This window comes from Maritalea mediterranea (genome assembly GCF_021568695.1).
GTDB lineage: Bacteria > Pseudomonadota > Alphaproteobacteria > Rhizobiales > Devosiaceae > Maritalea > Maritalea mediterranea.
In genome coordinates this window covers 1,058,122-1,082,994 of record NZ_JAKGTI010000001.1, presented here as the reverse complement: position 1 = coordinate 1,082,994, position 24,873 = coordinate 1,058,122, and the positions used below count along the sequence as shown (strand labels likewise).

The 24,873-nt window shown below is 54.5% G+C and carries 27 protein-coding genes and 1 tRNA gene; 16 read left to right on the top strand and 12 right to left on the bottom strand.

The features are described 5' to 3' along the window. Nucleotides 1-6 precede the first annotated feature (6 nt). The gene (locus L1I42_RS05275; protein WP_236113438.1) at nt 7-1,032 is read right to left on the bottom strand and encodes an asparaginase; all 1,026 of its coding nucleotides are present in this window, start codon (nt 1,030-1,032) and stop codon (nt 7-9) included. 310 nt (nt 1,033-1,342) lie between these two features. Between L1I42_RS05275 and L1I42_RS05270 the strand changes: the two genes are divergently transcribed. After that, on the top strand, nt 1,343-2,494 hold the full coding sequence (locus L1I42_RS05270; RefSeq protein WP_236113437.1) for an alpha-hydroxy acid oxidase: 1,152 nt from the start codon (nt 1,343-1,345) through the stop codon (nt 2,492-2,494). Between the two features lies 1 nt (nt 2,495). After that, complete coding sequence (gene dld, locus L1I42_RS05265) at nt 2,496-4,175, top strand: D-lactate dehydrogenase (protein ID WP_439651468.1); 1,680 nt, start codon at nt 2,496-2,498, stop codon at nt 4,173-4,175. A 66-nt stretch (nt 4,176-4,241) separates the two neighbouring features. Here the strand turns inward: dld and L1I42_RS05260 are convergent. Further along, a tRNA-Gln gene (locus tag L1I42_RS05260) sits at nt 4,242-4,316 on the bottom strand. Between the two features lie 313 nt (nt 4,317-4,629). On the opposite strand from L1I42_RS05260, the gene L1I42_RS05255 reads away from it, so the two are divergent. Beyond that, nucleotides 4,630-5,553, top strand: a complete 924-nt coding sequence (locus tag L1I42_RS05255; protein WP_236113435.1) for an MBL fold metallo-hydrolase — start codon at nt 4,630-4,632, stop codon at nt 5,551-5,553. A 4-nt stretch (nt 5,554-5,557) separates the two neighbouring features. Here L1I42_RS05255 and L1I42_RS05250 read toward each other — a convergent pair whose 3' ends face one another. From L1I42_RS05250 to L1I42_RS05235, 4 genes are all read right to left on the bottom strand, one after another. Further along, nucleotides 5,558-6,331, bottom strand: coding sequence for a DUF1499 domain-containing protein (locus L1I42_RS05250; protein WP_236113434.1), 774 nt, complete (start codon nt 6,329-6,331; stop codon nt 5,558-5,560). A gap of 61 nt (nt 6,332-6,392) precedes the next feature. After that, the gene (pdxH, locus tag L1I42_RS05245; protein WP_236113433.1) at nt 6,393-7,043 is read right to left on the bottom strand and encodes a pyridoxamine 5'-phosphate oxidase; all 651 of its coding nucleotides are present in this window, start codon (nt 7,041-7,043) and stop codon (nt 6,393-6,395) included. Between the two features lie 40 nt (nt 7,044-7,083). Beyond that, nucleotides 7,084-8,538 carry an aminotransferase class V-fold PLP-dependent enzyme gene (locus L1I42_RS05240; RefSeq protein ID WP_236113432.1) on the bottom strand — a complete coding sequence of 485 codons (1,455 nt, stop codon included), beginning with the start codon at nt 8,536-8,538 and terminating at the stop codon, nt 7,084-7,086. Further along, nucleotides 8,539-9,330, bottom strand: a complete 792-nt coding sequence (locus L1I42_RS05235; protein WP_236113431.1) for a class II glutamine amidotransferase — start codon at nt 9,328-9,330, stop codon at nt 8,539-8,541. It lies immediately after the preceding gene. A gap of 103 nt (nt 9,331-9,433) precedes the next feature. On the opposite strand from L1I42_RS05235, the gene L1I42_RS05230 reads away from it, so the two are divergent. Both L1I42_RS05230 and L1I42_RS05225 read left to right on the top strand, forming a co-directional pair. Beyond that, nucleotides 9,434-9,898, top strand: coding sequence for an Lrp/AsnC family transcriptional regulator (locus L1I42_RS05230; protein ID WP_255768452.1), 465 nt, complete (start codon nt 9,434-9,436; stop codon nt 9,896-9,898). Between the two features lie 132 nt (nt 9,899-10,030). Further along, nucleotides 10,031-10,984: a DnaJ C-terminal domain-containing protein gene (locus L1I42_RS05225; protein WP_236113429.1), complete on the top strand. Its 954-nt coding sequence runs from the start codon at nt 10,031-10,033 to the stop codon at nt 10,982-10,984. Here L1I42_RS05225 and L1I42_RS05220 read toward each other — a convergent pair. Continuing rightward, nucleotides 10,981-11,982 (bottom strand): L-threonylcarbamoyladenylate synthase, encoded by a 1,002-nt coding sequence (locus L1I42_RS05220; protein WP_369413069.1) that lies wholly within the window; start codon nt 11,980-11,982, stop codon nt 10,981-10,983. The genes L1I42_RS05225 and L1I42_RS05220 overlap by 4 nt on opposite strands. A 30-nt stretch (nt 11,983-12,012) precedes the next feature. Between L1I42_RS05220 and L1I42_RS05215 the strand changes: the two genes are divergently transcribed. The 5 genes from L1I42_RS05215 (at nt 12,013) to L1I42_RS05195 (ending at nt 14,946) form a co-directional block, all read left to right on the top strand. Then, a complete protein-coding gene (locus tag L1I42_RS05215) occupies nt 12,013-13,005 on the top strand; it encodes a histone deacetylase family protein (protein WP_236113428.1) in 993 nt (330 codons plus the stop codon). Between the two features lie 13 nt (nt 13,006-13,018). Then, complete coding sequence (locus L1I42_RS05210) at nt 13,019-13,234, top strand: exodeoxyribonuclease VII small subunit (protein ID WP_236114173.1); 216 nt, start codon at nt 13,019-13,021, stop codon at nt 13,232-13,234. 4 nt (nt 13,235-13,238) lie between these two features. After that, the gene (locus L1I42_RS05205) at nt 13,239-13,457 is read left to right on the top strand and encodes a DUF6500 family protein (RefSeq protein ID WP_236113427.1); all 219 of its coding nucleotides are present in this window, start codon (nt 13,239-13,241) and stop codon (nt 13,455-13,457) included. Between the two features lie 150 nt (nt 13,458-13,607). Beyond that, on the top strand, nt 13,608-14,207 hold the full coding sequence (locus tag L1I42_RS05200) for an SCO family protein (protein ID WP_236113426.1): 600 nt from the start codon (nt 13,608-13,610) through the stop codon (nt 14,205-14,207). Between the two features lie 10 nt (nt 14,208-14,217). Continuing rightward, nucleotides 14,218-14,946: a TlyA family RNA methyltransferase gene (locus L1I42_RS05195; protein WP_236113425.1), complete on the top strand. Its 729-nt coding sequence runs from the start codon at nt 14,218-14,220 to the stop codon at nt 14,944-14,946. A 675-nt stretch (nt 14,947-15,621) separates the two neighbouring features. Here the strand turns inward: L1I42_RS05195 and aroC are convergent. Genes aroC through fabI form a run of 3 tightly spaced genes read right to left on the bottom strand, consistent with a single transcriptional unit; the run spans nt 15,622 to nt 18,238 of the window. Beyond that, nucleotides 15,622-16,728: a chorismate synthase gene (gene aroC / locus L1I42_RS05190; protein WP_236113424.1), complete on the bottom strand. Its 1,107-nt coding sequence runs from the start codon at nt 16,726-16,728 to the stop codon at nt 15,622-15,624. A gap of 59 nt (nt 16,729-16,787) precedes the next feature. Then, nucleotides 16,788-17,402, bottom strand: coding sequence for a histidine phosphatase family protein (locus L1I42_RS05185; RefSeq protein ID WP_236113423.1), 615 nt, complete (start codon nt 17,400-17,402; stop codon nt 16,788-16,790). Nucleotides 17,403-17,440: 38 nt separating this feature from the next. Next, a complete protein-coding gene (fabI, locus tag L1I42_RS05180) occupies nt 17,441-18,238 on the bottom strand; it encodes an enoyl-ACP reductase FabI (protein ID WP_236113422.1) in 798 nt (265 codons plus the stop codon). Between the two features lie 121 nt (nt 18,239-18,359). Here fabI and L1I42_RS05175 point away from each other — a divergent pair, with 121 nt between their 5' ends. The 3 genes from L1I42_RS05175 (at nt 18,360) to L1I42_RS05165 (ending at nt 21,126) form a co-directional block, all read left to right on the top strand. Further along, complete coding sequence (locus tag L1I42_RS05175; protein ID WP_236113421.1) at nt 18,360-19,772, top strand: FAD-binding oxidoreductase; 1,413 nt, start codon at nt 18,360-18,362, stop codon at nt 19,770-19,772. 404 nt (nt 19,773-20,176) lie between these two features. After that, on the top strand, nt 20,177-20,821 hold the full coding sequence (locus L1I42_RS05170) for a hypothetical protein (RefSeq protein WP_236113420.1): 645 nt from the start codon (nt 20,177-20,179) through the stop codon (nt 20,819-20,821). After that, nucleotides 20,821-21,126, top strand: a complete 306-nt coding sequence (locus L1I42_RS05165) for a winged helix-turn-helix domain-containing protein (RefSeq protein ID WP_236113419.1) — start codon at nt 20,821-20,823, stop codon at nt 21,124-21,126. The genes L1I42_RS05170 and L1I42_RS05165 overlap by 1 nt, the downstream gene beginning before the upstream one ends. Nucleotides 21,127-21,139: 13 nt before the next feature. On the opposite strand, the gene L1I42_RS05160 is transcribed toward L1I42_RS05165, so the two are convergent. After that, nucleotides 21,140-21,874 (bottom strand): SOS response-associated peptidase, encoded by a 735-nt coding sequence (locus L1I42_RS05160; RefSeq protein ID WP_236113418.1) that lies wholly within the window; start codon nt 21,872-21,874, stop codon nt 21,140-21,142. Nucleotides 21,875-21,882: 8 nt separating this feature from the next. Further along, nucleotides 21,883-22,797 carry a DMT family transporter gene (locus L1I42_RS05155; protein ID WP_236113417.1) on the bottom strand — a complete coding sequence of 305 codons (915 nt, stop codon included), beginning with the start codon at nt 22,795-22,797 and terminating at the stop codon, nt 21,883-21,885. 127 nt (nt 22,798-22,924) lie between these two features. On the opposite strand from L1I42_RS05155, the gene L1I42_RS05150 reads away from it, so the two are divergent. The 3 genes from L1I42_RS05150 to L1I42_RS05140 all read left to right on the top strand — a co-directional run bounded on the left by L1I42_RS05150 (nt 22,925) and on the right by L1I42_RS05140 (nt 24,814). Next, nucleotides 22,925-23,356 carry an Lrp/AsnC family transcriptional regulator gene (locus L1I42_RS05150; protein WP_236113416.1) on the top strand — a complete coding sequence of 144 codons (432 nt, stop codon included), beginning with the start codon at nt 22,925-22,927 and terminating at the stop codon, nt 23,354-23,356. Further along, on the top strand, nt 23,353-23,739 hold the full coding sequence (locus L1I42_RS05145) for an NUDIX hydrolase (RefSeq protein ID WP_236113415.1): 387 nt from the start codon (nt 23,353-23,355) through the stop codon (nt 23,737-23,739). The genes L1I42_RS05150 and L1I42_RS05145 overlap by 4 nt, the downstream gene beginning before the upstream one ends. Before the next feature lie 70 nt (nt 23,740-23,809). Further along, complete coding sequence (locus L1I42_RS05140; protein ID WP_236113414.1) at nt 23,810-24,814, top strand: DUF3179 domain-containing protein; 1,005 nt, start codon at nt 23,810-23,812, stop codon at nt 24,812-24,814. Nucleotides 24,815-24,873 lie beyond the last annotated feature (59 nt).

The window sequence follows — 24,873 nt, the reverse complement described above, 5'->3', positions numbered from 1 at the left end:
CTCGCCCTAAAAGAAGGAGGCGAACTCGCCACTCAGATGCGCTGTCCCCACCTCAAAGCCACGCCAGTTTTTCGTCGGTTTGTGGGACCATTTGGCCAATAGCGTCTTTTGCTCCTCTGAGACCTCTGCCAGCTTTTCCACCAAGCCAGCCACAATCGCCTCCGCTGCCGGCACCGAGCCATCATCAACTTTTAACGCAAAGCCGAGGTGGCTGTCGCGCAAGGCACCACAAAAAACGCCGTCGGCGCCAACTTTCATCATTAATTTGCCTTTGAAGGCGGTCATGGCATCGGTGTCAATCCGGTCGGTGCCCGCTACCAGCATGGCATTTTGCGCACAGGCATCAAAAAGCTGCTGACCGGCCTTTTTATAAAGCTCTGGCAAATCAGAGTGTGGGTCACTCAGCTTGGCAAATCCAGTGGCGAATCCGCGTAAAGGTGAAGCCCAAGTAGGGATTGAACATCCGTCACGTCCACACCGGTCTGCGCTCATGCTCGCACCCACAGTTTTTTCGACACAGGTGCGCACCAGCTTTTGCACCGGATGGCCCTGTTCGATATATCCTTTAGGGTCTTCGCCCAGAGCTTTCGCCACCGCCAACATGCCCGTGTGCTTGCCCGAACAATTATTATGGAGGGCGCTTGGCTCCTCTCCGTTTTTGCGCATATTGTTGCGTGCGACCTTATCTGAAGGCACATGGGCACCGCATTCCAAATCATCCACCGTCATGCCAATTTTATCGAGAAAGCGCGTCACACCCTCTACATGTACGGATTCACCCTTGTGCGAGGCGCACGCCAAGGCCAAGTCGCGATCGTCGAGACCAAACTTTTCCACTGCACCGCTTTCAAACAGCGCCAATGCTTGCAGCGATTTAATCGCTGAGCGTGGATAGATAGGATGCTCTATGTCGCCTGCGTTGGCGACGATTTTCCCGCTCGAGTCGGCTATGCAGAAGGCGGCCCGATGACGGTTTTCCACCCAGTTGCCGCGCGTGAACTCAACCAGTACCGGATTGGCTTTTTGATCCATATTTTATTCCCTGTCTGATTTGGCTTTCGGCCTTTTTTGGGTTCAATAGCACACCAAGCGTAGCGCACCAATGCGCCATTCCGCCAATAGGCACTCCACCACGACCGACGCAATGACAATTGTGACAATTGTGGACCGACCGGGCGTTTGTTGGGCTTTGACAGAACCCTCACAAAGGCTAATGACAATATAGGTTTGATCGCCGAGCACCGATGCGGCAAGCTTAGAGAGTGAACATAGGTCTCATCATTGCACCTGTTGGGTGCAATCGCCACGCGGCTTTCGGATGGCCCGACCAAGGAGCAAGTTTATGCGTCTTAAAGATTGCTACAATTTCCAAGACTTTCGCAAACTGGCCAAGCGCCGTTTGCCCAGCCCCATCTTCAACTATATTGATGGCGGTGCGGATGATGAGGTGACGCTAGCTGCCAACAGTCAGGCCTTTAATCGCTGCGATTTGTTGCCGTCTGTTCTCGCGGGCGTGAAGGAAATCGATATGTCTGTCACGGTGATGGGGCAAAAGCTCGACATGCCGGTCTATTGTTCACCCACAGCGCTGCAGCGCTTGTTTCATCATCGCGGCGAACGCGCGGTGGCCGCAGCCACAGAGAAATATGGCACCATGTTTGGTGTCTCCTCTTTGGGCACCGTATCGCTGGAAGAACTTCGACAAAAGCACAAAAATCCGCAAATCTATCAATTCTATTTCCACAGCGATCGTGGATTGAACGAAGCTATGATGCAGCGGGCGAAGGAGGCCAAGGTAGACGTGATGATGCTGACCGTGGACAGCATCACCGGCGGCAATCGCGAGCGCGATCTGCGCACCGGCTTTTCGATACCCTTCCGGCTAAACCTGGCGGGCCTGACGCAATTTATGCTCAAGCCCATGTGGGGCATCAATTATGTCACCCACGAGAAATTCCGCCTGCCACAATTGGAAGACCATGTGGATATGGGGGGCGGTGCCAGCTCGATTGGCGGCTATTTCACTGAAATGCTCGACCCCACTTTGAACTGGGATGATGTGGCGAAAATGGTGAAAGATTGGGATGGCCAATTCTGCCTCAAGGGTGTGATGACTGTGGAAGATGCCCGTCGCGCGGCCGATATTGGCTGCACCGGCATTGTGCTCTCGAACCATGGTGGGCGTCAGCTTGACGGCTCGCGCACTCCATTTGATCAGCTGGCAGAGATTGTTGATGCCGTGGGCGACCGCCTCGACGTGTTGATGGACAGCGGCGTCCAACGCGGAACGCATGTGCTCAAGGCGCTGTCATTAGGGGCCAAGGCGGTGGGTGTCGGGCGCCAATATCTGTTTCCGCTGGCGGCCGCCGGACAGCCCGGTGTGGAGCGGGCGCTTGGCCTGATGCGGGCGGAGATTGAACGCGATATGCGGCTGATGGGTGTCAGTCGTGTCGATGAGCTGAACCGGGATAATGTACGCTTTAAAGAGGTTTAGCGTGAATAATACTGCATTGATTGATGATCTGCGCGCCATTGTGGGGCGGCGCCATGTTTTAACGGGCAAGCGCGCCACTGAGCGCTTCCGCCGCGGGTTTCGCTCGGGCGAGGGTGAAGCGTTGTGCGTGGTGCAACCGGGTTCCCTGCAGGAGCAGTGGCAGGTGATCAAAGCCTGTTGGGCGGCGGACAAGATCATCATCATGCAGGCCGCCAATACCGGGCTTACCGAAGGCTCCACCCCCTCGGGCAGCTATGATCGCGATGTGGTGCTCATCAACACCCGCCGCATGGACCAAATCCAAGTGTTGGACGAAGGCAAACAGGTGATCGGTTTTCCCGGCTCCACCTTGTTTGCGTTGGAAAAGCTTTTGGCTCCTTTGGGACGCGAGCCGCACTCGGTGATTGGCTCCTCTTGTATCGGTGCGTCCATTGTGGGTGGCGTGTGCAACAATTCTGGTGGCTCTTTGGTGGAGCGCGGTCCTGCCTATACCGAATTGTCCCTGTTCGCGCAGATAGATGCCGATGGACAGCTTCAGCTGGTCAATCATTTGGGGCTAGAACTGGGGGATACGCCTGAAGAAATGCTCACACAGCTGGAAAATGGTGCGTATGACCAAAGCGGCGCTGAGAGCAATCGCAAGGCCTCTGCAACAGACTATGCCACCCATGTGCGCGATGTGGACGCAGATACCCCTGCCCGCTTCAATGCGGATAAGAAGCGGCTGCACGAAGCGTCTGGCTCAGCCGGCAAGTTGGCTGTCTTTGCAGTGCGCTTGGACAGCTATCCCAAGCCGCAAAAAGAAAAAACCTTCTATGTCGGCACCAACAACACCGAAGATCTCACACAATTGCGGCGGCATATTCTTACCCATTTTCAAACTCTGCCCGTATCCGGTGAATATATGGAGCGCGAGGTTTTCGACCTGACCGAACGTTATGGCAAAGACACTGTGATGATGATCGATTGGCTCGGGACCGATCGCCTACCGGCTTTCTTTGCACTTAAGGGTGCGGTCGACTCGCGTCTACGCGACATCCCGCTTTTAGCCAATTTGACAGACCGCGCGATGCAGCTTTTTGCACGCCTCACCCCCCGTGTTCTGCCAAAGCGGATGATGGCGTTCCGTCAGCGCTATCGGCACCACTTGATCTTGAAGATGCGCGATGAGGGCGTTGAAGAGGCGGCGACCTATTTGACCGAACTATTTGCGGATCGCGACGGTGACTTTTTCGAATGTACAGGTCGCGAAGCCAAATTGGCAGGTCTGCATCGATTCGCAGCGGCAGGCGCTGCAGTGCGATATATGGCGATTCATCGCAAAGAGGTGGAAGAGATTCTGCCGCTCGATATCGCACTTAGACGCAATGATGAGGCATGGTACGAATCCTTGCCGGAGCACATTGAGGATCAACTGGTGCACAAGCTCTATTATGGCCACTTCTTCTGCCATGTGTTGCATCAGGACTATGTCGTGAAAAAGGGTGCCGACACCAAGGCACTCAAAGCCGCTATGCTTGAGCTTTTGGATCAACGTGGGGCGGAATATCCGGCGGAACATAATGTGGGGCATCTCTATGCCGCCAAGCCCGACTTGGCAGCCCATTATAAATGCTGCGACCCGACAAATTCATTCAATCCCGGTATCGGCAAAATGTCGAAGAAAAAGCATTACGCCTGATCGAATCGCAAATAAGCTGCGCCCGGATCGAGCACCACAATCAGTTCAGAAGTGTTCAGGAAAAGATGGCTGGGGCGGCAGGATTCGAACCTGCGAATGGCGATACCAAAAACCGCTGCCTTACCACTTGGCCACGCCCCAGCATGTTCGTCAATTTAATGACTGAACGGTGTCGGTATATATGCGTTTTCATTTGGATGTGCAACCGTTGAAAACCACCTTTTTCAAACTTTTTGCATAAAGCTGAGTTTGGACGCGTAATCGGATGAATATCGCCGCATCATTATTGCCCTCGAGCCGGTTTTTGCGCATCGACCCAGTAATGAGCAAATGCTAAAGCGAGTCTGGTTTGTTCACACACAATTTGACTCAATTGCCCATTGTTGCAGTCAAACGGTATTGCCCCTACAAATTGGCAACTTCAAACATGCCCAAGATGCCAAGGTAGCCAGAATTGTCCAACCACCAAACGGCCCCGGAATATCAAACTGACTTTGCCCCCAAGGTGGGCGTGGCCGAACCTGTTGCCCCGTTTGTTGAACGGATCGTGGCACCAAATGCCAGCCCCTACACCTTTACCGGCACGAATAGTTTTCTGGTGGGGCAGGACGAGTTGGCGATTATTGACCCCGGCCCAGATGATTCTGAGCATATGTTGGCGATTGATCGTGCACGAAAGGGACGCAGAATCACGGCTATATTGCTCACCCACACCCATAGGGACCACTCATCTTTGGCCCCAAAACTGGCCAGAAAATATGATGTGCCCTTGATGTTTGGTGGGCCGCATCGGCCTGCCCGCCCTTTAAATATGCTGGAAACTGATCCGATGAAGCGTTCCGGCCATTATGGTTTGCGGCCAGACCAGCAGTTGAAACAAGGCGATTTGATCAAATTGGGTGCTGTTGAACTGGAAGTGATCGAAACCCCGGGCCATTGCGCGAATCATCTCAGCTTTGCGCTGTCCGACCGGGCCCATATTTTTACTGGTGATCATATAATGGGCTGGAACTCTACGCTGATTGCCGACCCGGACGGAGCGCTTGGGCCCTATCTCGACTCGATCGACTTGTTGCTCTCCTGCCCCGGCACCATTTATTTGCCTGCCCACGGCGACCGTATCAAAAACGGCAAGGCCTTTGCCCAAGACCTCAAAGCGCACCGTTTAAATCGCAACACCCAAATAGTTGAATTGTTGCATGCCAACGGGCCGCTGACGGCATGGCAGTTGACCGATCAGATTTATCCCGATGTACCGATGGCCGTTAAAGGTGCAGCCCTATTGACGGTTAAAGCGCATCTTCACTATCTGCACGCTGCGGGCGAACTAAGCCGCAGACGACGCCTTTTGCGCCGTCCACTTTATGCTGTCGAATAATTCCCTACTCGCCCGCTTCGATTTCGACCTCGTCAGAAATAGGCTCTTCCTGCAACGGCGCTTGACGGCTGAGTTGCAACAGCTTTTGTCTTACTGCGGCATCCAAATCGGCCAGAAAATCCTGAACGCGTCGCCCGTTTGCCCCCATGTCAGCTTCACCAAAATAGGAGGCTGACCGCATATCTATTTCGGTTTGCATTTCGTCATGTATCGCGCGAATCGCTACTCTGTCCTTGAAGCCGAGCCACGTCTTCACGTCTCCCTGATAGCGGGTTGTATCCTGGCTTGAAAATTGTCTGGTCACCGAACCGCCCCAGTCAGCAGCGCTGATCTGACGTTCCAACAGCGGCAACATCTCGTCGGTTCCCAAGGGATAGGCGCGGGTTACCGCCGTCGGGAAACTCACGGCAACTTCGGTCGCCATCCGCTCCAATTCCTTGAGCTTTGCCTCGCTGTCCAACACGGCCACGCCAAGCAGCGGTGGGGACTCAATATTGGTGCTGACTTGATTGGCTTGCGGATATTGTGTTCCGAGCAGCACGGTCAACGCCAACGTGACGGCAGTGCCGACACCTACAAGATTTGCCCAGCTTGCCATGCCCCACCCATGGTCGCCTGTATACCAGAGGCGGACAAAAGCAATCATCCCCAAGCCCAGCGCGGTAACGCCCAAGAATGTGGCCATTGCGAATAGGACAACAAATATAGTGCTGTCGATCAGTTCGATATGGTGCGCACCAATAGCGACAATAAACAATGGGATAACAAGACGCGCCAAACGCGCTGCCCATACTGCCCAAGCTGATGTTTTGATAAAGATGCGCACCGAAATCGCGACCCTACGGGTTCAGCCGTTGATGTTGCCAAGCACCGTCTGACGACCACGTAAAGCGCACGCGATCATGCAAACGAAACTCTCCATCACACCAAAACTCAATTTCGGTGGGCATCACTGTGTAGCCTGACCAATGGTCAGGCCGCGGCACATCCTGCCCTTCATAGTGCTGGGTCAATTCCTCAACCCGGTCAATCAGCTCCTGCCTCGAACTAAGCGGTTGCGATTGGTGCGACGCATGGGCGCCAATCTGCGACCCGCGCGGACGGGAAGTGTGATAGGCATCGGCGCGGTCTGCTGCCACCGGCTTCACATCGCCACGCACCCGCACTTGCCAATTCAGCGTTCGCCAGTAAAAACCCAACGCCGCCTTTGGATGTTTGTTGAGCTCCTGCCCCTTTTTGCTGTTGGTATTGGTGTAGAAGGTGAAACCATCGGCTTCACGCTCTTTCAGCAGGACAACCCGAATATTGGGCAGCCCATCTTCATCCAGCGTGGCTAGCGACATCGCGTTAGCGTTGAACTGCTCTTTTTCCCACGCCAGCTCCAACCAGCGATCGAACAATTCATAAGGGTCAATGTCTCCGGTGAACTCAGGGTCAAAAAGGTCCTGATTGCGTGATTTCACCAGGGCTTCGATATTGTCCTGCGCCATATATGCCGCTCCTTGTTCAGGTCGGCATCGGGCACTTGCCCTAGCCGACTGCTTGCAGCCTGTCCTCGATATGGCAAAAACTGCCCGTTTGCGGATCAGACTGATATTGATCCAGATATGTGCCTGCACTATTGGCCAATTCTTCAACCTTATCAATGATGAATCCGGCTTTTTGGTCATCAAACAGATAGCTGAAATTCAGCCGCACCCAACCGGGTCGGGCCAGTGCATTGCCTTGCTTTATCTCATCGCGCACCTGTTGAGATTGATGCTGATCAATGTTCAACAAGATATGCCCATAAGGTCCTGCGCAGGCACAACCGCTACGCGCCTGAATGCCGTATAGATCAGACAAAGCGCGGGTAAAAAAATTGTGGGGCACAAGTCGACCATGCGCATCTGTGATGAGAAACGAAAAAATGGGCAGTCGCTCCGCCTCAAGATTACCCAAGACATGAATATTGGGATTGGCGTTCCATCGGGCCATGGCCTGCTGCACCAATTGGCGTTGGCGCGTGGCCATGAAGTCGGCACCGATTGCCTCTTTGACCAAAAAGCAAAGTGCCGCGCGGATGTCGCCAATAATATTGGGCGTGCCAGCCTCCTCTCTTGACGCGATGGATGCGGAGTAGTCCCGCCCCCATTCGGAGACATAGGTGACCGTGCCGCCACCTGGCCAGGATGGCACATCGCGCCGTACAATATTATTGTTGATGGCCAGAATGCCGGTCGCCGCGGGACCGCCGGGAAATTTGTGGGCAGAAAGGAACAGGGCATCAATTTCTGCGCCCTCAGCAGGATTAACGCTTACAGGCATGTAAGGCGCACCGCCGGCATAATCCCAAAAACTCAGGGCCCCTTTGGATTTGAGCAATTTGGTGATCGCGATCACATCGGTGGTGATACCTGTAACGTTTGACGCGGCTGAAAAACTGCCGATCCGCAACTGGCGATCCGCATATTGGTCCAGCAGTTCCGCGAGCGCTTCGCTATCGAGACCGCCCTGGGCAGCTTCGGGCACATAGATGATTTCAGCACCGCTTTCGACCCAAGGCAGAATATTGGAATGATGTTCATAAGGCCCCAGAAACACCACCGGCGCTTCACCACGGCGCACAGCATCTTCCAAACCCACCAGTTTCACCAGCCTATTAATGGCGGCGGTGGCGCCAGAACCGGTAAAAATGACTGAATGTTCTGGCCCCGCCCCCAAAATACGGGCAATTTCCATTCGCCCCGCTTCGCGCATCGCGGTCATCTTGCGTCCGCAATAGGAAGCCCGCGTGTGGGAATTGGCATAAAAGGGCAGCACCTCTTCGGCCACAAAGCTTTCGATTACCCGCAAGGCCCGACCGGAGGCAACATAGTCAGCATAGATCAGCTTTTTAGGGCCGAACGGCCCTTCGATCATCGCGTTTTCACCGATCAATTGATCGCGCAGAAATGCCGGCAAATCGGATTGGGACGCAAGCTGTTGCTTAAACTGATCAAACATTTATGCCACCTTTTCAAATAGAAATGATTGGGAAATATTTACGGCCCCATCAGCGCTGCGGCGCGCATGGACAAGGGCGTTCGCGGGTACCTCGCGCCAATTGTCTGCATGCTCGTCGATCGGCTCTGAGGCCAACAAAAGATGGTCGCAATTCTGGCGTTGATAGAGCGAGGGCGCATGAGCATCGCTGGACCAGCGCACGGCCCAGATATTGTCACCATCCGCCAACGCAAATGTGGCTCGAAACGCGGATTTCACCCCCGCTTGCCGCATTTGGGTCAGGATCTTATTGAGCGTGACTTCAATTGCCCGGACGGGATCATGTTGCAGCCCGTTGGTGCGCAACAGCGCAAATATCAGTTCGCTGTCCGTGCTGCCTTGGCGCAGCCGATAGGCTGCATCATCCAAACCATGCTCCAGACCGCGCCTCACCTCGTCAAATCCCCCGATCTGACCATTGTGCATGAACAACCAATTGTCGCATCGAAAGGGATGGCAGTTTACAAAAATGCTCGGCGCACCGGTGGAGGCCCGCACATGCGCGAAAAACAGATGGCCCTGCAATTGGGCCGTTAGCTCGCGTAGATTGGGATCGCCCCACGCCGGGCCTGCATTGCGATAGAGGCCGGGAAAGGGTTTACGATCATACCAGCCGAGGCCGCCTCCGTCGCCATGAACGCCCAGTTTGGCTTCATGGGACTTCATAGCCTGCCCACAAAGGGCACGTTCACCGTCATAGAGATAGTCTTCCATATGGGTCGGTTGACCCAAATATGCGATCCAACGACACATTTTGACCCTCTTCGCATCATTCAAGTCAATTATTACGCGAAAATTCTGAATTTTTTTCTCATTCTAAATGGACAATCACAAATTAATTTGGTCAAATGACCACATGAAGGGCCATAGACTAGATCAGTATGATTGCGCCATTTTGAGGCATATGCAGCGCGATGCCTCGCTGACTCAGCGGGACTTGGCATCACTTGTCCATCTCAGCCAAAACGCTTGCTGGCGGCGACTCCAGAACTTGAAAGCCGCAGGCTTTATCAAGGGCTCCACTGTTGTGCTGGATCGGGCAGACCTCGGCTTCGGATTGGTGGTGTTTGTAATGCTGCGCACCCGGCATCATTCGGCGGACTGGCTGGAAAAATTCCGCGCCCATGTCTCAACAATTCCTGAGGTGATTGATTTTTTCCGTATTGGCGGGGATTACGATTATTTTTTGAAGGTGGTCACACAGGATATGTCAAGCTATGACGATGTTTATCAGCGGCTGATCTCGAAGGTAGAATTGGACTCAGTTACCTCCTATTTTGCCATGGAAGCGATTGAAGAACAGCGGCCGCTGCCCATTTAAACGCATAGAAAATCCCCTTCTTTTCCGCGGAAATACTGGACATTGCGGGTTGCGATCTCCATATATGAAGCAAATGTGAAATCGCTCTGGCGGCGCTTGCGGTCAGAGCCAAATTTTGGAGTGACTCGTTATATGCGTGATCCCTATAGCGTTTTGGGTGTGGCGCGCTCGGCGAGCGATCAGGAGATCAAGTCTGCCTATCGTAAACTGGCAAAGGCCTATCACCCGGACCAAAATAAAGACCCTAAAGCTCAGGAAAAGTTCGCTGAGGCGACGAATGCTTATGACTTTTTGTCCGATAAGCAGAAGCGCCAGCAATATGATCGTGGCGAGATAGACGCTGACGGCAACCCGAAAATGGCCGGGTTTGATTTTTCCGGCTTTGGCGGCGGCGGTGGCGGTGGCGGGCCACGTGCAGGCGGCCAGCACGCTGGCGGCATAAATCCTGAAGATATTTTGAAAGAGTTCATGGGCGGCTTCGGCGGTGGATTTGGTGGCCGCGGCGGTGGTGCCGGCCCGATGGGCATGGGCAGCGCCCGAAACTTCTCAACAGGCGCGCGCAATCGCCCCAAAGGTGAAGATATCAAGGTACGCCTGAACGTGACCCTAGAAGAGATCAATGCGCGCGAGCCAGTGCCCGTCACCCTGCCTAACGGCAAAGTGTTGTCAGTCAATCTGCCCTATCCGCTAAATGATGGGCAGCAGGTGCGGCTGAAAGGCCAAGGCGAATCTTCCCCCATGGGCGGCAAGCGTGGCGATGTGCTGGTGCAGGTCAAAGTCAAAAAGCACAAGCATTTCCGCAAGGACGGCGATGATTTGCGCGTCGATGTACCGATTACGCTTTATGAAGCAGTGCTGGGCGGCAAGGTCCGCGTGCCGACGCTTTCCGGTGCAGTCGAGTTGAAAGTGACGCCTGGCATGGATACCACCAAATCCTTGCGCCTGAAAGGCAAAGGTCTGTTTGGTGAAGGCGATCTCTATGTCAATTTGCGGATCAAGCTGCCGGAACAAAAAGACCCGGATTTGGAAAGCCTGATGCGGTTCTGGCGCGACCAGAAACCTTACAATCCCCGAGAGGACACCTAAGACCGATCGGCAGCGGCGCGGCGCAAGCGATCATTGATCGCTTCGCCCAAACCCGCCGTTGAAATCGGAGCGACCGCAATGGTGCGAATGTCCGGTCGATCCAACTCTCGCAAACAGCTAAATAGATGGCGCGCGGCTTCGGCCAGATCCCCCGATGGCGACAGATTGAGCGTCGCGACCTTGCTGCGCAGCTTACTGTTTCCAAAATTAAGCGCTGCCTCGCCATCTAAGCATTCATCCGCGTTCAACCGCACCGTCGCATTGGGCGCATAGTGCGAAAGTAACATTCCTGGCGCTTTAATGGTCTTATCCTCAGGATCAAGCACCGGCCGTCCAGTTGCCGCAGCTAAATCATCACGCGAAATTGTGCCGGGCCGCAATAGAATCAGTTGGTCGTCCTGTACTGCCACAATGGTGGACTCTACGCCTTCCACGGACGGTCCCCCTTCGAGAACGGGCACCCGACCGTCGAAACCATCCAGCACATGCTGCGCCGTAGTTGGCGAAAGTTTGCCCGAAGGATTTGCTGATGGGGCGGCCACTGGAAAGCCAGCCTTTTCAATCAGCGTGCGTGCCATATCGTGCTTTGGCATGCGGACCGCTACCGTGTCCAACCCAGCAGTCACGAGATCCGACAGCGGCGCCCCGACATGTTTGGGCAATACCATTGTCAATGGGCCGGGCCAATATTTGTCCGCCAGTTTTCTGGCAAGCGGTGGAAACATTGCGATGGTTTCAACCATCTCAATCGTGGCGCAATGCACAATAAGTGGATTGAACCGGGGACGCGATTTCGTCTCAAAGATTTTAACCACCGCATCGTCGCGGCTGGCGTCGCCTGCCAAGCCATAAACAGTTTCAGTGGGCATGGCGACCACGTCACCCGCCTGCAAAATGCGGGCGGCCTGTTCTATTTTAACCATTTGTGTGCTATCGCGCGGCTCTTCCATGGCTGCTGTTTGACAAGGCTTTGCCAGAAGGTCAAGAATCAAGTTCATCAATCGCACGTGAAGGCGTTAAAAACCAATATGGCATGTTTGCTTATTCAACATCCGCAAGGCGCGCAGCATCAAATGCCCAAGGGCCATCCGGAAAATCCAGATCGCTTGCATTATCTGGACCTGCTTTATGCCCATGAACGCTTTGCCGACTTTGACCAGAATGAAGCCAAATATGCGGATTTGGGACTTGTTTCGCTGGCTCATTCCAAAGAGCACATCCAGTTGGTGAAATCGCGTCGACCGGTGGAAAGCATTGCCGAAATCGATGGCGACACTTTCATTGCCGCCAACAGTTTCGAAGCGGTGATGAGCGGCATTGGCGGTGCCATGGATGCTGTGGAAAGCGTGATGCAGGGCCACCACCAAAACGGGTTTTGCGCCATCCGCCCGCCGGGGCACCATGCAGAACGCAACCGCCCCATGGGCTTTTGTTTATTCAACACCATCGCCATCACCGCGCTTTGGGCCCGTGAGCATTATGGCATGGAGCGGATCGCCATTGTGGATTTTGACGTGCATCACGGCAATGGTACGCAAGATATTCTATATGACGACCGCAACATGTTCTACGCCTCCAGTCATGAGATGCCGCTCTTTCCCGGCACCGGAATGACGAGGGAAACGGGCGCGGGAAATATATACAATGTACCCCTCGGGCCGGGCGGCGACGGTAGTGCCATGCGTGAAGCCTATTTGGATCGCCTGCTGCCAGCTTTGGACCGGTTTAATCCGGACTTCATCTTGCTTTCAGCAGGATTTGACGCAGACGCGCGTGACCCGCTGGCATCTTTGAATTGGACACCGCACGATTATGCGTGGATCACTGGCAAAATCATGGATATTGCTGACAAACGCTGTGAAGGTCGCATCGTTTCCCTATTGGAAGGTGGATATCATTTAAATGCGTTGGCCGAAGGTGTTGCAGCGCATATCAATATGCTAGAGCATGGCGAAATGGGTGTTCCCTTTGATGCGGCAAAAGAATTAGAAGGAATTTGGCGTGAACGACAACAAGCATAGCGACATTGCAAAAATGGATTTTGAAACCGCGCTGACCGAGCTGGAACAGATTGTGGGCAAGCTTGAGGCGGGGCGTGCGCCTTTGCAGGAAAGCATCGAAGTTTATGAGCGCGGCGGATTGTTGAAGGCACATTGTGAAAAACTGCTGAAGCAGGCCGAAGCGCGGATTGAAAAAATCACCCTTGATGGCAATGGTCAGCCGCAGGGCACCGAACCGCTGGACGGGTAAACAGGTGCGCGAAAGCCTACGACAAAAAGCCATTGAAATCTGCGACAAGAAGATTGCGCAAAAGGGCGACAATGTGGGCGTGTCGTTTTACGCCTTTTTCAAAAATAAGAATGATGCCCCTGATGCGCTAATGGAGGCGGCACGTTGGTGGATTGAAACCCATCAGCTTGACCACTTTGAAAAGGCCGTCAAAATTAAAGGTTTGATCGAAAAAGGGCTTTAAGTTCAACGCGCTATCAAGCCTTCCTCACAATTAGAGTCTGCTACCTCACATTTTGATTCAATGATTTAGCGCAAGGACGATGGGTCGCATCGCCTTTACAATGGTTTGAAATTAGGTTTCAAACAATTCTGAGTTATCTGGAGATGTACGATGAACCTCGCCCGTGTGCGCCTTGTCCTTTGGGGCCTTGTTTTGATTGTAGGTATCGCCGCCACAATCCTGATGATTTATCGCCAAACCCTCCCCGATTCTGACCGGGTGCGCATTGGTGGCAATTTTGAAATGGTCACCACTAAGGGCGAGAGTTTCAACCAGAACGATTTGAAGGGCGAGCCGACAATGCTGTTTTTCGGCTATACTTTCTGCCCTGATGTATGCCCCACTACGCTTTATGAAAGTAATGTCTGGCGGCAAGCATTGGACCTGACCGGCAAAGACATTAAAACCGTATTCGTGACGGTGGACCCGGAACGGGATACGCCAGAGCAACTTGATGCCTATCTCAGTTCGTTTGGCGACGACATCATCGGGCTTACCGGCACCAATGAACAGGTGGACAATATCAAATCGAAATTCGGTATCTTCTCAGAAAAAGCTGTTGATGAAGACAGCTCGGACTACCTGGTCAACCATACCGCCACCCTATTTTTGCTGGATGAGAACGGTCAGTTTGCCGGTACCATTGCCTATGGCGAGGGCAAGGAAAGCGCCGTGGCGAAATTGCGGCGTTTGCTGAACATCGAAGGCTAAGTTCGCGGTGATGCGGCTTGACCACTATTTGGACGCGCACAAGCTGGCCCGCTCTCGGGCCCGTGCGCGGGACGCGATCGTGCGCGGGTGCGTCACCGTCAATGGAAAAGTGGTCAGCAAGCCGGGGCATAAGGTTGACGAGGCTGATCAAGTCGAGATCGACGACCCCTCCGCGCCATATGTCTCGCGTGCTGCCCTTAAACTTTTAGCGGCCTTGAATCTCAGCCAGCTCGATGTCAGTGGCAGAGTTTGCCTTGACCTCGGCGCATCTACGGGCGGTTTCACTCAGATCCTGCTGCAGCATGATGCGGCGAAAATCTATGCGGTAGATGTCGGGCAGGATCAGTTGGCTGACGAGCTGAAAACCGCGCCGCAAATCATCAATATGGAACAAACCAACGCCACAGCGCTGACGGCGGAGAACATTCCTGACCCCATCGACATCCTTGTCAGTGATGTCAGCTTTGTCTCGCTGCTCAAGGTGATCGGCCCGGCACTAGACCTTTGTGCCCCCGGCGCCCATGCCCTGTTGCTGATCAAGCCGCAATTTGAAGTCGGCCGCGCTGCCATTGGCAAGGGCGGCATCGTCAAAGACCAATCCGCCATCACTACCGCCCGCCAACGCGTAGATGATTTTCTCTCCGAGCATGGTTGGGAAAAACAGGGCGACACGCCCTCGCCCATTTCAGGCGGCGATGGGAACCAGGAGTTTATTCATTGGTATTGCAAGGCGGGGTGAGGCTTCGTCTTGTCTGAGGCTTATCACCGAAGCTGCATGGATTACCGGATCAAGTCCGGTAATGACGTTGCGGAAGGCGATAGGCTTCCTTCGCATTCACCGCCCCCACCACCGTCATCCTCGGGCTTGACCCGAGGATCCAAGCGGCGGTAACGAACCCGCAACACGCATTTTGTTGCGGATCCCCCTCCCCTCGATGGGGAGGGTTGGGGTGGGATGACAGCGACTTAGGCCGATTTCCCCCTAAAACCCAACGCCACCTTCACGACTGATCTGGTCACGGTGGCGAAGGAAGTGATCAGACAGCACCACCACCCGCCAACGGATGGATGATATACTCGCCGCACGGATGGGAAAAAACAGTGCGACACGCCCTCGCCCATTTCCGGCGGCGATGGGAACCAGGAGTTTATTCATTGGTATTGTAAGGCGGGGTGAAGAGACGCCCCCGGCCGGGCAAATCACCAATGCTACATGGATTACCGGATCAAGTCCGGTAATGACGCCGAGGAAGGCGATAGGCTCCCCCCGCATTCACCGCCCCCACCACCGCCATCCTCGGGCTTGACCCGAGGATCCAAGCGGCGGTAACGAACCCGCAACACGCATTTTGTTTCGGATCCCCTCGATGGGGAGGGTTGGGGTGGGGTGACAGCGACTTAGGCCGATTTCCCCCTAAAACCCTACGCCGCCTTCACGTCCGGTTTGGCCGCGGTGGCGAAGGAAGTGGTCGGCCAGCACCAAGGCCATCATGGCTTCGCCCACAGGCACGGCGCGAATGCCGACGCACGGGTCGTGGCGACCTTTGGTGATGATGTCGGTGTTTTCATTGGCTTTGGTCACCGTCTCGCGCGGCACCAGAATGGAGCTGGTCGGTTTTACAGCAAAGCGCACCACCACCGGATCACCGTTGGAAATGCCGCCCAAAATGCCCCCGGCCTTATTGCTCTTGAAATAGGGTGCGCCCTCGCCAGCGCGCATTTCGTCGGCATTTTCGATACCGGTCAGCTCTGCTGCATCGAAGCCTGCGCCGATTTCAACCGCTTTCACGGCATTGATGGACATCATGGCCGAGGCTAAATCCTGATCAAGCTTGCCATAGACCGGTGCACCGAGGCCCACCGGCACATTTTCAGCCACCACTTCGATCACCGCGCCAACAGAGGACCCTTCTTTGCGAATGCCATCGAGATAGGTCGCCCATTCTGCAGCAGCCACCGGGTCGGCGCAGAAGAAGGGGTTTTGATCTACCTGATCCCAATCGAAGCGGTCATAATTGATTTTGTGCGGACCGACCTGCACCAGACTGGCGCGGATTTTTATGTCCGGTACCACCAGTTGGGCCACAGCACCGGCCGCCACGCGTGCCGCGGTTTCCCGCGCTGAAGACCTGCCCCCGCCGCGATAGTCGCGAATGCCATATTTTTGCTCATAGGTGAAATCGGCGTGGCCGGGGCGGAACTTATCGCGAATGTCGCCATAGTCTTTGGACCGCTGGTCGGTATTCTCGATCATCAGCGAGATCGGCGTGCCGGTCGTGCGCAACCCATCGGTGCGCTCATCCTCAAAAGTCCCCGACAGGATTTTAACCTGGTCTGGTTCGCGCCGCTGGGTGGTATATTTGGATTGGCCGGGCTTGCGGCGATCAAGCTTCTCCTGAATCATCGCCTCGGAAATGGCCAGCCCAGATGGGCATCCATCGATCACCACGCCCAAGGCCGGTCCGTGGCTCTCGCCCCAGGTGGTGAAGCGAAAAAGTTGACCAAAACTATTGTGCGACATGGTGTGTCCTATTTCCTTTTGGGCTTAAGCGTAATGTTGCGCGGGCTGCCTTTGCTTGTCTAGGCAAGATATTCAGCAAATTGACCATTCTGAAAGCGAAATACCGCTTCTTGCGATGGCGCCCATTTGTCGAGCACATGGCCGGGCTCGCCCGTCACAAGATGACGGAAGGTGCGCGCCACGCCACCATGGGCCACCACGATGGACGGGCGTTGAATATGATCGTGCATAAATTCGTCCACCCGCTCAATCACTTCGGCATAGCTTTCGCCATCTTTTGGCCGATGCCGCCATTTGCTTTGTGAACGCTGCGCGTGTTCTTCGGGGAACAATTTTTGCACGTCGCTGGCCAGAATACCTTCTAGATGACCGAATGAGATTTCACGCAGTCGGTTATCGAATGTCACCTCAGGCAGTGGCTCATTAAACTGGGCGCGCACAATCTCCATGGTTTCGCGCGTGCGCCCGAGTGGCGAACAGAACCAGTCAAACTGGCCCGGGTCGCCGCCGTCACGGGTGATCAGCTCGCGCAAGATTTCGCCGCTGGATTTAGCCTGGCTGCGGCCATGATCGTTTAGCGGCACATCACGTTGCCCTTGGAACCGGCTGGTCCGGTTCCAATCGGTTTGTCCGTGCCGCACGAAATAGATCAACGGCCATTCAGCATGTGCCATAGCGCAAGGTCACTCTTTACAATTTTTGTGGCCGCGGCCTACTCCTCGCTGTCGAGCACCCGCATGCCCATCACATTATAGCCGCTGTCCACGTGGTGGATTTCGCCGGTGGTGCCTGACGAGAGGTCTGACAGCAGGTAAAGCCCCGCATTCCCCACTTCGTCAATGCTCACATTGCGGCGCAATGGTGAGTTGGCTTCGCCGTATGACAGCATTTTGCGGAAGTCGCCAATGCCAGATGCGGCCAGCGTTTTAATCGCACCGGCGGATATGGCGTTCACACGGATACCTTCGGGGCCAAGATCAGCCGCCAGATAGCGCACTGACGCTTCCAGTGCGGCTTTGGCAACGCCCATGACGTTGTAGTTTGGCACCACTTTTTCCGAACCGTAATAGGTCAACGTCACCAGTGACCCGCCTTCATTCATGATTTTGCGGGCCCGTTTGGCCACCGCCACGAATGAATAAACCGAAATATTCATGGAGTTCTGGAAGTTGCCAGGGGTTGTATCGATAAAGCGGCCTTCCAGCTCATTTTTATCTGAGAAAGCAATCGCGTGGACCAGAAAGTCAATCTTGCCCCATTTTTCTTCAATGGCGGCAAAGGCTTTGTCCAGCGCCGCTTCATCGGTAACATCGGCCTCGATCACCAGATCAGAGCCCACTTCTGCCGCCAGGGGCTCCACGCGGCGCTTCAGCGCCTCGCCTTGATAGGTGAACGCCAGTTCGGCGCCTTGGCCCGCAACTGCTTTGGCGATGCCCCAACCGATGGACCGGTTGTTGGCCACGCCCATGATCACGCCCCGTTTGCCTTGCATCAGGTTGCCGCTGGTCATAAATGCACTCCTTGAGTAAAACCTTTGCATTGGGTTTTGACACAGCAGGCGAAAACGGGCAAGTTTTTGTCGCAGTTTTCTAACATTCCTTTCCAACCAGACCAGATGAGCAACCAGAGCTATGGCCCCAGCGCAACCCTTTGATAAACTCCTTGAAATTGTCGGCGAGGCGAATTTTCATCAGGATGAAGGGGCCCTGACGCGCTTTCTGGAGGAGCCGCGTGGTCTATACAAAAAGGGCGCCCAATGTGCCGTCACGCCCACCTCGGTGAAGATGGTGCAAAAGGTGATGCAGTTTGCCTATCAGAACGAAATTGCCGTGGTGCCACAAAGCGGCAATACAGGTCTCGTGGGCGGTCAAGTTCCCGCCACTGGCAAAGAGATTATACTGAGCCTTTCAAAATTGCGCCAGGTCCGTGAAGTCGACACTTCAACCAATGTGATGACGCTGGAAGCGGGAATCACGGTGCTGGAAGCGCAAAAACACGCCGAAGAAGCTGATCGGCTCTTCCCGCTGTCTTTGGGGTCAGAGGGCTCCTGCCAGATTGGCGGCATCCTTTCAACAAATGCGGGGGGCACCGCGGTTTTGGCCTATGGCAATTCGCGCGATCTGTGCATGGGGGTTGAAGCAGTGCTGGCCGATGGGCGCCTCTACAAAGGCCTTTCAAAATTGCGCAAAGACAATACAGGCTATGATTTGAAAGATCTGCTGGTGGGGGCCGAAGGCACGCTGGGCATTATCACTGCGGCATCGATGAAGATGTTTCCGCGCCCACGCGCATTCGAAACCGCCCTGCTCAATATAGCATCACCACAGGTGGGTGTTGAGGTTTTTGAAATTGTCCGCAAGCGGGCTGGCAATCGCCTTACTTCCTTTGAGCTGCTGCCGACCATTGGGATGGATTTGCAGCTAAAGCACGAGCTGATCACCCGTGATCCGCGCGCCAAAGACGCCCCGACAAACTGGCATATTTTGTTAGAGCTTTCGCTGTTTGAAGGCGATGAGGATGGCGCTTTGCTGGGCGTCTTGGAGGAACTTGCGGAGAAAGAGCTGGTCGCCGACGCCTCCCTTTGCAACTCGCTGGGTGACCGGCAGTTAATGTGGCTGATGCGCGAGAATTATGCCGAGTGCCAAAACCGCGAGGCACAGTCGATAAAGCATGATATTTCTGTTGCCATTCGTGACATCCCGACATTAATGGATGAAGTTGACGCCGCCGCCGAGCGTATTGTGCCGGGCATCCGTCCCATTGCTTTTGGCCATATGGGTGATGGCAATATTCATTATGATTTTCTGGCGCCCGAGGGTTTTGAAGGCGACTTCAAAGCCTTTGCGCCCGAGATTCATAAGGCTACTTATGAAATCTTGGCCAAGCTCAACGGCTCTATTTCTGCCGAACACGGCATCGGCCAGATGAAAGCTGACTTGTTGGCGCAAAAGAAAGACCCTACCGCCTTGGATATGATGAAAAGCATCAAGCTGGCGCTGGACCCGAAAAACATTCTCAATCCGGGAAAAATTTTACGCTCCTAAGCCACGACCGCGCGCGCACGCCAAAAAAACGCTACAGCCTTGTGCCTTTTCCAATAATTGGGTGCCAAACCGCTGATCTCAATAAGATTGTAAGATCAAATCCTACAATGACCGAAAGATTGGTTTGGTCTGAGTCATAAACCCTCCAGCAATAGCATGGGACCGAATGCGCCTGTCAGCTTTTTCGTCCCTCTGACGATTATAACACTTAGGTCACCTATAGGCGCGATAAGCGCTTGCCGAAATAGTTTACATCTTTGTGTAGTTTGATATATAAACTTGTTTATAGCTATTATATTTATATTTGACTGAGGCTCCTGCGGACGTTTCGTCCCCTAAAACCTTGGGCCACACCTTGAAAAGTTGGCAATTTCTGGGCCTCAGGTACAGATTGGAGCAACCAAATGACTGACAATAAGAGCGATCCTGATCCAAAATCTGATCTTGCCTATGTGCGCGCCATGACCGAACGCGCCGCCCGTGCGCCCTTGTTGGGCGGTCGTTTTCTTTTGCTTTGGGGTGGCCTTCTGGTTCTGACCTATCTCGGGCATTTTGCCGTAATCACAGGATTTGCAGGACTACCAGTTGAGACCCTGGCGTTCCTTTGGCCTGCTTTTGGCATCTTTGGGGCTTTGGGGACCGTTCTGCTGTCGCGCAATACGGCACCGAAGCCAGGGGCTTTTGCTGTGGGCAATGTAGTCCAACGCGAGATTTGGCAAGGTGCGGGCTTGGGCATTCTCCTCTTTGTGATTGGCGTGATATTGGCCACAATGCAGGGTGCTTCCCCAATCATGTTCGATATGATTGCGGCCGTGGCGCTGGCCCTTTATGGCGCCGCCTTCCTGGCCACTGCGGCAGCATCGCAATTGAGATGGATGCGGGTGCCAGCCTGGATTTCCTTTTTCGCGGCAGCAGGTGTGCCTCTATTGGCGGGCAGTTCACTGTTATATCTTGCGCTGGCGGGTGTTGTGGTGCTGGTGTCGGTTGTGCCCGGACTTATCCTGATGCGCCATGAGCCGCCCGCCCTCCACACGGCAGAGCAAGTATAATGACGGGGATCAAGCCCGACGCGATAAATGAAGTGATCCATGGGCGCATCCGGTTGGGGATCATGGCCTACCTCGCAAGTCAGCCCAAGGCGAGCTTTGCTGAACTGGTCAAAGCTCTGGAGACAAGCCATGGCAATCTCTCGGTTCATCTGAAGAAGCTGGAAACGGCTGGTTATATTGAGATCAGTAAGCGTTTTGTCGAGGGCAAGCCACTGACGACCGCTGAAATGACACAGAGCGGACATGCCGCGTGGCGCGCTTATCTCGGCACGCTGGCATCACTGTTTGACCCGTCCCCTCGTTGAGCACAATTGGGATTCAAAATAAATCCAGCTGCGTCGTATCCTTGGATTTGGACGCGGCTTTTTCTTTGGTTTCGGGTTCCAGCTCAACCTCAACAATCAAATCTTCACCCTCATTGCGGGCATTGTTCACCCGTTTAGAGACGGGATAGCTGGTCACATTGTGCTTGATCAGCGGCCGCACCAGATCCAGCGCCTTTTGCGCATTCACGTTTCTAGTGTCGAGCCACGCCTCCATGTTCTCTTCGGGCACATGAACCGGTGTACGATGGTGAATATCCGCCAGCTCGCCCGTGGCTTCCTGAGTGAGGATGGTGAAGCTGTCGATCTCCTCGCCGTTCGGCCCTTCCCATGTGGCATATAGCCCGGCCAGTGCCAGCAGCGAGCCGTCCTCTTTATGAATGTGAAAAGGTTGCTTTTCACCATCTCGGCGCAGCCATTCATAATAGCCGCTGGCGGGCACCAGACAGCGCTGGTTTTTGAGCGAGCTTTTGAAGGCCGGCTTTTCCGCCACCGTTTCCACCCGCGCGTTGGCCAGCACCGTGAATTCGCGTGGGTCTTTCACCCAGTGCGGCACCAACCCCCAGCGCATGAGATGGGCTTCATTGCCGCGGCCATGATTGACGATGCTGAGCACGGGTTGAGTGGGCGGAATATTGTAGCGGGCAGGGAAATCTTCAAGATCTCCATCGAGATTGAACAGATTGATCAATTCTTCCCGTGGATGATGTAAATCGAGCCGCCCGCACATATTTTTGCCTAACCTGTTTTGACCGCAACTTTATCGCCATTTGTCCGATCGATAAAGGGCACGCGCCAGCGCAAGGTCATCGCCGCAGCGCCCAGCAAGATGGCAGCAGAGCCAACCCATTGCAGCCAGGTGAGTTGCCGATCAAAGGCCAGATAATCCACCACAATCGCAGCGACGGGATAGATGAAGGCAAGGGCACCGGTAACGCTGGTTTCCAGCCGCTGAATGCCGTCATACATAATGATATACATCAGCACCGTGCACATCAGACCAAGTGCGAGGATGGCGCCCCACTCCACCTGCCCTGCGGGCATGATTTGCCATTGCATCAGGGGGAACAGCATGATGGTGCCCACACTCACATGCGTCAACGCCACCAGATGCGGCGGCACCCCCGTCAGCTTTTTCACCAGCAACACGGTCACTGCGTAAAGCATCGCTGCGCCGAAGGCCATGATCACGCCCATCAGATAGTCGGTGCCCGTATCGGTGGAGATGTCGCGCGCGCTGACCACGGCGATCATGCCGACAAAGGCAAACAGCAGCCAAAAGACTTTGGAGAAGTTCAGCTTTTCACCTAAAAAGGCCACGCCCATCATCGCCAGAATGATCGGCTGGGTGTGATAGACCACGGTAGAAATGGTGATGGAGGCTTTCGAAAAAGACCCGAAAAGCAAGATCCAGTTGGTCACCACTGCCACGCCGCTGAGCACCGCCAAAATGATGTTGCGCTTGGTGAAATATTCGCGTTTGAACATGCCCAAGGCGGCACACACGATGCCCAAGCCCGCTGCCCCGATCAGGCAGCGAGAGAAAACCACATTAAAGGTGGGCTGGTTCGACACCACAACGAAAAAGCCAATGGTGCCGGAAATCATCATGGCGGTGACAAGCTCCACCACCCCTATCCAATTGCGTTGCATGCTCTTCTCTTTCACATCCAGTTGTAATGGGGATCAACGCTAAACCCAAGTATCAATATTGCACATGTGAAAAATTCGGCTATCATGTCAATATACCGAACATAATTAGGCGAAATGACATTTTTATATGGATAATGCAGATAAATTGCTGATCGACACTCTTTTTGAAAATGGCAAAACACCTCTTAAAGAGCTGGCCGCAAAGGTGGGGCTTTCCGCCCCCAGCACCTCAGAGCGTCTCAAAAGGCTGGAAGAGCGCGGGGTGATCAAGGGCTATACGCTGAATGTCGCGTCAGACCAGATCGGCTATCCCTTGCGCGCCATTGTGCGCGTTTCCCCGATGCCCGGGCAATTGCAGCGGGTCACCAAGCTGATCCAGCAAACGGCAGAAATTACTGAATGCGACAAGGTGACAGGCGAGGATTGTTTCGTGTGCAAAATCCATCTCAAATCTATTGAGCAGCTGGATCTGATCCTTGATTCCATCAGCCAATATGCCGCCACCAACAGCTCGATCATCAAAAGCTCACCGGTCAAACGCCGACTGCCGCCCCTATGAGTGCCCAGGTCGATGTGGTCAGTGCCGCCCTGTTCGAAGGCGATCAAGTATTGCTGGTGCAGCGTAAAAATGCGCCTTATCAGCATTATTGGTCCCTGCCGGGCGGTCGGATAAAAGCGGGCGAAACGGCTCACGCCGCGATCCATCGCGAAATTGAGGAAGAAACCGGTTTGAAAGTGCCTCATTTCCTCGCGGTGCAAAAGCACAAATCCGCCGGGTTCACCTTGCAGGTTTTTGCGGCCACCGCGCCGATCGCCGAAGCGACGGCGCTGGATGATGCGGCAGCGGTGCGGCAAATATCGCTAAAACAGATACCGGACTTGCCCTACACGCCGGACCTTTGGCCGATTATTCGCGCCGCGCATCACCGGCTTATCACCTAACTGTGAGTGTATTTGACTGGTGACAGGCCTTTGCTTGGGCCACACTGTGCCAAAGCTAGAGGAGCCCGATATGCAAAAACTGCTATCTATTGTGAGTGCACTGTCGTTTGTCGTTAGCGCCAACATCACCGTGGCGGACGACTTGCTTCCAGCGCAGGAGCCGCCGCAACGTTGGGAACTTGAAGGTTGGGAGACCAATTTTTCCAAGGCCACAGTACCTTTTGACGAGGTGATCAACGTTATCGCCCGCGACAATATCCCCTCCATTGATGATCCTGAATTCAAGCCGGTGTCAGAGGAAGCCAGCATTCCTGGCAATGAACCTGTGATCGGACTGGAACTAAATGGCGAGGCCCGCGCCTATCCATTGCGAATCATGATGTGGCACGAAATTGTCAATGACAGCATGGGAGGCACCCCGATAGCTGTCACTTACTGCCCCTTGTGCAACACCTCGATTGTATTTGATCGTCGGCTTGATGGCGAAGCTGTGGAATTCGGCACCACAGGTAAGCTGCGCCATTCCGACCTGATCATGTATGATCGGTCCGAACAAAATTGGTGGCAGCAATTTACCGGCGAGGCCATTGTTGGTGACCGGGCCGGTGAAAAGCTAAAAGCATATCCCTCTCGCTTGATGAGCCTTGAGTTATTCCGTGAGACTTACCCTGACGGCCAGATTTTGGTGCCGGACCCGCGCCGCATCGCGCAAATGGGCCGTAATCCTTATGTTGGCTATGATAGCTCGGCCCGGCCCTTCTTGTTCCGCGGTGAAATTCCGGACGACATCAACCCGATGATGCGCGTGGCGCTGGTGCAATCACCCACCCCCGTTGGCGTGACACTGCCGCTGTTGCAGGAAATGGGCGAAGTCATCCATGAAGATTTGATCTTCCGCTGGTCGGCGGGCCAGGCCTCTGCGCTGGACCGTGGCGATATCAGCCAAGGGCGCGACGTGGGCAATATTGAAGTGGTCCGCAAGACGGAACAGGGTGAAGAGCCCGTGGTGCATGAAATCACCTTCGCCTTTGCTGCCCGCGCCTTTATGGACGACCTGAAAATATTACAAAAATGACCTCCCTAGTTGCTTAGACTGGCGGCATCGTTCTAAGACTGACGATGCCGCTTTTTTGG

What these genes read in the sequence shown, in the direction of transcription:
- L1I42_RS05160 (WP_236113418.1), bottom strand. Translation starts at nt 21,874, where the DNA reads ATGTGCGGGCGGCTCGATTTACATCATCCACGGGAAGAATTGATCAAT.
- L1I42_RS05140 (WP_236113414.1), top strand. Translation starts at nt 23,810, where the DNA reads ATGCAAAAACTGCTATCTATTGTGAGTGCACTGTCGTTTGTCGTTAGC.
- L1I42_RS05200 (WP_236113426.1), top strand. Translation starts at nt 13,608, where the DNA reads ATGAACCTCGCCCGTGTGCGCCTTGTCCTTTGGGGCCTTGTTTTGATT.
- L1I42_RS05165 (WP_236113419.1), top strand. Translation starts at nt 20,821, where the DNA reads ATGACGGGGATCAAGCCCGACGCGATAAATGAAGTGATCCATGGGCGC.
- fabI (WP_236113422.1), bottom strand. Translation starts at nt 18,238, where the DNA reads ATGACCAGCGGCAACCTGATGCAAGGCAAACGGGGCGTGATCATGGGC.
- L1I42_RS05195 (WP_236113425.1), top strand. Translation starts at nt 14,218, where the DNA reads ATGCGGCTTGACCACTATTTGGACGCGCACAAGCTGGCCCGCTCTCGG.
- L1I42_RS05210 (WP_236114173.1), top strand. Translation starts at nt 13,019, where the DNA reads ATGGATTTTGAAACCGCGCTGACCGAGCTGGAACAGATTGTGGGCAAG.
- L1I42_RS05155 (WP_236113417.1), bottom strand. Translation starts at nt 22,797, where the DNA reads ATGCAACGCAATTGGATAGGGGTGGTGGAGCTTGTCACCGCCATGATG.
- L1I42_RS05145 (WP_236113415.1), top strand. Translation starts at nt 23,353, where the DNA reads ATGAGTGCCCAGGTCGATGTGGTCAGTGCCGCCCTGTTCGAAGGCGAT.
- L1I42_RS05270 (WP_236113437.1), top strand. Translation starts at nt 1,343, where the DNA reads ATGCGTCTTAAAGATTGCTACAATTTCCAAGACTTTCGCAAACTGGCC.
- L1I42_RS05185 (WP_236113423.1), bottom strand. Translation starts at nt 17,402, where the DNA reads ATGGCACATGCTGAATGGCCGTTGATCTATTTCGTGCGGCACGGACAA.
- L1I42_RS05240 (WP_236113432.1), bottom strand. Translation starts at nt 8,538, where the DNA reads ATGTTTGATCAGTTTAAGCAACAGCTTGCGTCCCAATCCGATTTGCCG.
- aroC (WP_236113424.1), bottom strand. Translation starts at nt 16,728, where the DNA reads ATGTCGCACAATAGTTTTGGTCAACTTTTTCGCTTCACCACCTGGGGC.
- L1I42_RS05235 (WP_236113431.1), bottom strand. Translation starts at nt 9,330, where the DNA reads ATGTGTCGTTGGATCGCATATTTGGGTCAACCGACCCATATGGAAGAC.
- L1I42_RS05215 (WP_236113428.1), top strand. Translation starts at nt 12,013, where the DNA reads ATGGCATGTTTGCTTATTCAACATCCGCAAGGCGCGCAGCATCAAATG.
- L1I42_RS05220 (WP_369413069.1), bottom strand. Translation starts at nt 11,982, where the DNA reads ATGAACTTGATTCTTGACCTTCTGGCAAAGCCTTGTCAAACAGCAGCC.
- L1I42_RS05170 (WP_236113420.1), top strand. Translation starts at nt 20,177, where the DNA reads ATGACTGACAATAAGAGCGATCCTGATCCAAAATCTGATCTTGCCTAT.
- L1I42_RS05230 (WP_255768452.1), top strand. Translation starts at nt 9,434, where the DNA reads ATGAAGGGCCATAGACTAGATCAGTATGATTGCGCCATTTTGAGGCAT.
- L1I42_RS05225 (WP_236113429.1), top strand. Translation starts at nt 10,031, where the DNA reads ATGCGTGATCCCTATAGCGTTTTGGGTGTGGCGCGCTCGGCGAGCGAT.
- L1I42_RS05275 (WP_236113438.1), bottom strand. Translation starts at nt 1,032, where the DNA reads ATGGATCAAAAAGCCAATCCGGTACTGGTTGAGTTCACGCGCGGCAAC.
- L1I42_RS05175 (WP_236113421.1), top strand. Translation starts at nt 18,360, where the DNA reads ATGGCCCCAGCGCAACCCTTTGATAAACTCCTTGAAATTGTCGGCGAG.
- L1I42_RS05150 (WP_236113416.1), top strand. Translation starts at nt 22,925, where the DNA reads ATGGATAATGCAGATAAATTGCTGATCGACACTCTTTTTGAAAATGGC.
- pdxH (WP_236113433.1), bottom strand. Translation starts at nt 7,043, where the DNA reads ATGGCGCAGGACAATATCGAAGCCCTGGTGAAATCACGCAATCAGGAC.